General features: G+C 65.3%; 7 protein-coding genes. 3 read left to right on the plus strand and 4 right to left on the minus strand.

What is annotated here, in order from left to right; genetic code table 11:
- The coding region (locus ACE3OH_RS18805; RefSeq protein WP_374356813.1) for an aldehyde dehydrogenase family protein at positions 1–380 on the minus strand (380 nt) is incomplete at its 3' end.
- Between the two features lie 362 nt (positions 381–742).
- Positions 743–2,092: an NAD(P)/FAD-dependent oxidoreductase gene (locus ACE3OH_RS18810; RefSeq protein WP_374356815.1), complete on the minus strand. Its 1,350-nt coding sequence runs from the start codon at positions 2,090–2,092 to the stop codon at positions 743–745.
- A gap of 113 nt (positions 2,093–2,205) precedes the next feature.
- Between ACE3OH_RS18810 and ACE3OH_RS18815 the strand changes: the two genes are divergently transcribed.
- The 3 genes from ACE3OH_RS18815 (at position 2,206) to ACE3OH_RS18825 (ending at position 4,296) form a co-directional block, all read left to right on the plus strand.
- Complete coding sequence (locus ACE3OH_RS18815) at positions 2,206–3,099, plus strand: LysR substrate-binding domain-containing protein (RefSeq protein WP_374356817.1); 894 nt, start codon at positions 2,206–2,208, stop codon at positions 3,097–3,099.
- A 400-nt stretch (positions 3,100–3,499) separates the two neighbouring features.
- The gene (locus ACE3OH_RS18820; RefSeq protein WP_374356819.1) at positions 3,500–3,838 is read left to right on the plus strand and encodes a zinc ribbon domain-containing protein YjdM; all 339 of its coding nucleotides are present in this window, start codon (positions 3,500–3,502) and stop codon (positions 3,836–3,838) included.
- 8 nt (positions 3,839–3,846) lie between these two features.
- The gene (locus tag ACE3OH_RS18825) at positions 3,847–4,296 is read left to right on the plus strand and encodes an N-acetyltransferase family protein (RefSeq protein ID WP_374356821.1); all 450 of its coding nucleotides are present in this window, start codon (positions 3,847–3,849) and stop codon (positions 4,294–4,296) included.
- Here ACE3OH_RS18825 and ACE3OH_RS18830 read toward each other — a convergent pair.
- Together ACE3OH_RS18830 and ACE3OH_RS18835 are read right to left on the minus strand one after the other, a co-directional pair.
- Positions 4,269–4,553 carry a hypothetical protein gene (locus ACE3OH_RS18830; protein WP_374356824.1) on the minus strand — a complete coding sequence of 95 codons (285 nt, stop codon included), beginning with the start codon at positions 4,551–4,553 and terminating at the stop codon, positions 4,269–4,271. The genes ACE3OH_RS18825 and ACE3OH_RS18830 overlap by 28 nt on opposite strands.
- Complete coding sequence (locus ACE3OH_RS18835) at positions 4,550–5,383, minus strand: inositol monophosphatase (RefSeq protein ID WP_374356826.1); 834 nt, start codon at positions 5,381–5,383, stop codon at positions 4,550–4,552. The genes ACE3OH_RS18830 and ACE3OH_RS18835 overlap by 4 nt, the downstream gene beginning before the upstream one ends.
- Positions 5,384–5,425: the final 42 nt, after the last annotated feature.

The following is a 5,425-nucleotide window of genomic DNA, read 5'->3' on the forward strand; positions in this document are numbered from 1 at the left end:
TGCCGCGCCAGTTCGGCGTAATAGGCGAGGGAGCTGGCGGCACCATCGCCGCATTCCCACAGCGACTCGCGATAGGGCTTGCCCATTTCGCGAGTCAGCGCCTCGGCCACGGCGGGCGCCTGTTGCTTCAGCTTGCGGGCGACTTCATGCAGCACCTCGGCCCGCTCCAGCGCGCTTAGCGCCCACCAGCCGGGCTGGGCAGCGTTGGCATGGCGGATCGCGGTGTCGACTTCCTCGGGACTGGACAGCGCGTAATGGCCGATCACCGCTTCGGTGGCCGGGTCGATGATAGGCGCGCGCTCGCCCTGGCTGGCGATATGGCGCCCTTGCAGATAATTGTGGCCGCTGAGGGCGGCGATACGGTCGAGCACGGCGGTCATGGCTGGTCCTTTGAAGATCGTGTTTTGGTATTGCTGTTTAGCTAAGGAGGCTCTGAACGAATCGAGTTTTCAACTTGAGTAACAGGTCCCGGGAAACCCGGGACTTCGCTGGAAGTGGGTAAGTTATTGATTCCTTGTGGATCTAATCCTCCCCCCTCCGCCCCCGCCGCCGCGGGGGAACCGCGCTTTTAGCGCGTAAGTGGATTCGTTCAGAGCTTCCCTAAGTGGATTTGACGCCATCACCCCCTCTCCCTTGATGGCGGAGGGTTGGGGAGAGGGTGGCGGCTCTACCGTGCGCGCTCGCCCAGTCAGCTCCTCTCCCCAGCCCTCTCCCGCAAGGGGAGAGGGAGCTGCTTTGCCCATCAACTGGTCCGGGCATCGAGCCGGGCATAGCGGACATAAGCAGCTCGCAGGCCGAGCTTTTGCAAGCAGCGTAGCGGTGGCAGGCGGGCGGGCAGGCCGGCATACACCGGGCAACGCTCGGTGCGGCTCAGCTCCACACCCGCCAGCTGCCGGGCCAGGCTGCGGCCGATCCATGGCATGGTGTTGACGCCATTGCCGTAGCAGCCAAAGCCGTAGAACACGGTCGGGTCATCAGGCAAAACACCGAAAGATGGCGCCAGCTTGCGCGTGACCGACACCATGCCGCGCCAGAAGTAGTCGATAGCCACCCCCTCCCATGCAGGAAACTTGCGGGTAATGGCGGCCTGCAGCGCCGCCTGCATGCGAACACCATCGGCCTCGCTGCCGCTGAGGTCGCCACGGGCGCCGAACAGCAGGCGACCATCGGGCAGGCGGCGGTAGTAATGCAGCAGATGGCGGGCATCGCAGGCCGGCGCCAGGGTGCGATAGTGCTCGGCCGCCCATTGCGCATCGCTGAGTGGCGCGGTGACGACGATGTTCGAGATGACCGGCAGCAGTCGGTGGCGCAGCGGCGCGGGTGCATGCGGCAAGGGATAGCCATTGGTGGCGACGATCACCCGCCGCGCCCGCACCGTGCCGCTTGCCGTGTGCAACAAATGCAAGCCGTCGCGGCGTTCCCAGCACAGCACGGCACTATGCCCGTGCAAGCGGGCACCATGCCGCGTGGCCGCACTTGCCAGGCCCATGGTATAGGCCAGCGGATTGATGCCGCCGCCCGCCTCGATCTGCATCGCGCCAAACTGTTCGCGCCCGCCGTGGCCGATGGCGGCGAATTCCTCGCGGCTTAGCATGCGCACCGGCAGGCCGGCGGCCTGGCGCCACAAATGTGTCTCGGCCTGCAAATCGCGATAGGCCCGCTCGCAGTGGGCGACGATAAAGCTGCCCGGCCCGCACAGCGCCAGATCGAAGCCCTCTTCGGCCGCCAGCGCTTCGGCCAGCTCGATACCTTCAAGCTGGGAGGCAAAGAAATCGGCGGTCGCCGCCTCGCCCCAGCGCTGCTGCATATCGGCCAGGCCAAGCTTGGTCGCGGCCAGGGTATTGAAGCCGGCATTGCGGCTGGACGCCCCCCAGCCGATGTCGCCGGCATCGAGCAGCAAAGGCTCGATGGCGTGGTCGCGTGCCAGGTGCAGGGCGGCGGAGAGGCCGGTAAAGCCGCCACCGATGATGGCGACATCCACGCTCTGCCCGCCAGCCAACGGGGCAAAGCCGGGCGCAGCGCTCAGGCTGCGCCAGTAACTGGGCGCCGGCTGGTCGAAGCGGTACATCGCAGCGTCGTACAAATGCGGCATGGTTGGATCCTTGTCTCGTAGACGGCACGATGCCGCCTGGCCACCCGCGGGACAAGCAGAGCTTTTTGCTAGCCGGTGTTAATATTTTTAACAACCCGTTGCGGCTACCGCCCATGTCCCGCCTGCCCCCGCTCAATGCCGTCCGCGCCTTCGAGGCCGCCGCCCGCCTTGGCAGCTATGTGGCGGCGGCCGACCATCTGCATGTCACCCAACCCGCCATTGGCCGCCATGTAAAGCTGCTGGAGCAATGGCTGGGCCAGACCCTGTTCCAGCGCACGCCGCGTGGCGTGGTGCTGACCAGTGCCGGTCGCCAGTATTACGCCGCCATCAGCAGCGCCCTGCAGCAGATTGCCGATGCCGGCCAGGCGCTGCAGGCGGGCATCGGCGAGCGCTGGCTAAGGTTGCGGGTAGTGCCCGGCTTCGCCAGCCGCTGGCTGGCGCCGCAGCTGCCTGCCCTGCGCCAGCTTCGCCCCGGCCTGCGCATTGCCATGGAGCCACACGCCACCTTCGATCGGCTCGACCCACAGCGCGCCGATATCGCCATTGGCTTTGGCGACGCCGCCGACTATCAAGGCCAGTGCCAGACCCTGGCACGGCCGGCCATTTATCCGGTATGCGCACCAAGCTATCTGGAACAGGCGCCGCCCTTGCACCGCCTTGCCGACCTGCCTGGCCATGCCTTGATCCATGAGGACGACGGCGCTTGGTGGAATCACTGGCTGGCCGCGCAAGGCTTGGCCATTCGCGTTGAAGCTGAGCTTTCCTACCTGAGTTTTGACCATGCCATCGACCAGGTGCTGGCCGGTCAAGGCATTGCACTGGCCAACGACATTCTGGTGCTGCCCTTGCTGCAACAGGGCCGCCTGCTGCGCCCCCTGCCCGATGCCTGCGTGCTGCAGGGCTATCAGCTGCTGCTGCCCGATGGCGCACCCAGCGCCGATGTCAGCTGGTTTTGCGACTGGCTGCGCAGCGCGCTCTCTACGCAGTTTCCTGCACCCGACGCCTGAAGCAGGCGACGCACGACGCGGCGATACAGCGCGCCGCGCGGCCTTGACGCCGCCGGCGGGTTAGCGGATATCCCCCAGCTGGGCTAACATACCGGCCCCCGGGAAACGCTGCTCGATTCGAGTCAGCCGCCCGAATCCCCTCTGGCAAGGGCCGAGCGATGGAACTTAGGGAACCTCTGAACGAATCACCCAACGCGCAAAATGCGCGGTTCCCCCGCGCTATGCGGGGGCGGAGGGGGTGGAATGAAACAGCGAGAAATCAATCACCTATCCATTTTCGTCTTAGTCCCGGGTCTCCCGGGGCATGAGGTAGTGGTTGAGAACTCGATTCGTTCAGAGCTTCCTTGGGCCTTGTCCAGCACCTGCCTGGCTGTACCCCCACGATTTTTCAAGGAATACCATGTCTGCCCTGCCCCCCTGCCCTGTTTGCGGATCCAGCTTTAGCTATGAAGATGGCGAGCAGTTTGTTTGCCCGGAATGCGCCCATGAGTGGCCCAAACAAGCGGTGGTGGAAGCCAGCGGAGTGCGGGTGATCAAGGATGCCAATGGCAATGTGCTGCAAGATGGCGACTCGGTAACCGTGATCAAGGACTTGAAGGTGAAGGGTTCCTCCCTGGTGGTGAAGGTGGGCACCAAGGTGAAAAACATCCGCCTGGTCGATGGCGATCACGATATCGACTGCAAGATCGACGGCATTGGCGCCATGGGCTTGAAGTCGGAATTCGTCAAAAAGGCCTGATCCACCCCGTGCCGGCATCCCGCGCCGCCGCCAGCCTGACCATACGCGCAGCAGAGCCCGGCGACGGCCCGGCCCTGCAGGCGATTTTCGCCGCTTGTATCAGCCAGGCTGACTGGCTACCCGCTTGCGCCCGCCTCCAGACCGACTTTGCAGCGGTGTCGCAAGGCGAAACCATCTGGGTGGCGGTAGCGGCCGATGGGTCGATTTGCGGCCTGGTGGCCATACAACTGCATGATGCCTACCTGCACCACCTGTTTGTCGCCCCGACAGCACAGGGCCAGGGCATAGGCCGGGCGCTGCTGCAATCGCTGCGCGGTTGGCTGGCCCCTCCCTGGCAGTTGAAATGCGTGCGCGCCAATCGGCTTGCCATGCGTTTTTATCTGGCGAATGGCTGGCAGGAGATAGGCGCAGGGGAGTCAGAACATGGTGCCTACGCACTGCTGGAGTGGCGTGCTTGAGCCGCCAGCGCCTGATCGATCAAGTCGGCCAGGGCGGGATCGCGCGGCATAAACACCTCGAACAGCCCGGCAGCAGCGACCGCCGGCACCAGCGCCAGCAAGTCGCTCCGCGCCTGATCCCTTGCCGCCGCAGCCAAGCCCGGCTCATTGATGTCGCGCCAGCTGGCCAGCAAAGCGGCGATGCTGCCTTTGCGTATGTCCCGGCCAATGATCCGCACCGACTGATCGTTTTCGCCCAGAATCTGCTCGGGCCTCATGGTGTGCTCCCCCGCAATGCCTCGGTCAGCAAGGGATGCAGGCGCGGGCCGCTCGCGACAATACCGCTGCACCCCCAGGCAAACGGCTTGCCATCGAGCGCGCTGACCACCCCGCCGGCTTCGCGCACCAGTAACACGCCAGGCAGCCAGTCATACAAGTCCTGGCCGCATTCCCAATAGCCATCGGACGCACCGGCAGCCACCTGCGCCAGCAGCAGCGAGGTGGGGCCGTGCATGCGCAAGCCGAACACCTTGGGCAACAGGCGGCCGAACCGCGCCAGAAAATCGGCGGTATCGTCGCGCACCTTGCCCGGCCAGTTCGGGTGGGCAGCGAACAGCAGCGATGAGGCGAGATCCTGCCGGCCGTTCACCGACAGCCGCCGACCATCGCATTCGGCGCCCTGCCCGGCAATGGCGCGATAGCAGCGGCCACTGGCCGGCTCGTGCACCACGGCCATTACTGGCTCGCCAGCCACCACCAGACACAGGGCAATGGTCCAGCCGGGCAAGCCGGCCAGATAGTGCAAGGCACCATCGATCGGATCGCACACCCAGTAGGCATCATGCTCGGGCTGCTGCTGGCGGCGGGTATCGAGTTCCTCATCCGACCAGGCAATGCCCGGCCAGCGGGTGCGAATGGCGCTGCGCAGCGCGCTGCCGACGCCGCCACTCAGGGTGTCGAAACGCTGGCGTAGTTCTTCAAGACTGGCAGCGGCGCCAAGCGGTTGTTGGGCGAGCAAGCAGTGGCCTTGCTCCAGCAACAGCGCAGACAGCTCGTGCAGCGCGGCTTGCGGTGATTGCCCGAGATAGTCAGATACGGTTTGCGACATGGTGTTTCCTTGGCTGGGTTGACCTGCCCAGTGTCTGCCAAG

Origin of the sequence: Chitinimonas sp., from assembly GCF_041904975.1 — a bacterium.
In the GTDB taxonomy this organism is placed as follows: domain Bacteria; phylum Pseudomonadota; class Gammaproteobacteria; order Burkholderiales; family Chitinimonadaceae; genus Chitinimonas.